Source organism: Paracoccus sp. SSJ (genome assembly GCF_030234105.1).
Taxonomy (GTDB): Bacteria; Pseudomonadota; Alphaproteobacteria; order Rhodobacterales; family Rhodobacteraceae; genus Paracoccus; species Paracoccus denitrificans.
This window is the reverse complement of record NZ_JASSPE010000071.1, coordinates 1-740: the sequence shown is the minus strand read 5'-3', so window position 1 is coordinate 740 and position 740 is coordinate 1. Positions and strand designations below refer to the sequence as shown.

The following is a 740-nucleotide window of genomic DNA, read 5'->3' as shown; positions in this document are numbered from 1 at the left end:
TCCAGCCCGGCCTCGCGGCCGTAATAGTGGCACAGCACGCCGAAGCTGTGGCCATAGCCGAAGCTGCGATATTGCAGCAGGTTCTCGGCGGCATACATCTCGTTGAGCTCGGCGGCGATCTCCGAGCATTTCGCACCGGGCACCAGCAGTTCCTTGCCGCGGTCGTGGACCTTGCAGTTGAACTCCCACAGCCGGACATGTTCGTCGCTGGCCTCCTCGGCGAAGAGCGTGCGCTCCAGCGCCACGTAATAGCCGGCGACCATGGGAAAGCAGTTCAGCGACAGGATGTCGCCGCGCCGGATCTTGCGCGAGGTGACGGGGTTGTGGGCGCCGTCGGTGTTGATGCCGGACTGGAACCAGGTCCAGCTGTCCAGCAATTCGGCATGCGGCCAGGTCCTGGCGATCTCGCGCACCATGGCGGCGGTGGAATGCAGCGCCACCTCGTGCTCGGGGGTGCCGACGGCGGTGGCCTCGAGGCAGGCGGCGCCGCCCAGGTCGGCGATGCGGGCCATCTCGGCGATATGGGCGATCTCCTCGGCGGACTTGACCATGCGCAGCCGCATGGCGGGGGCGGCGATGTCGGCGAACTCGACGCCGGGGAATTCGGATTTCAGCAGGGCGAGCAGGTCGATGCTGACATGGTCGAACTCGATGCCGATGCGTTTGGCGCTGCCGACGATCTGGCGGATGGCATGAAAATAATTGTCCTTCTGCCAGTCGGTATAGGTGATGTTTCCGCC

At 65.1% G+C, this 740-nt stretch carries 1 protein-coding gene; it reads right to left on the bottom strand.

Features of this window, described 5'->3' with window-relative positions; genetic code table 11:
• Window positions 1-740: M24 family metallopeptidase (locus QPR87_RS23545; protein ID WP_285051573.1), on the bottom strand; the 740-nt coding region annotated here is incomplete at both ends.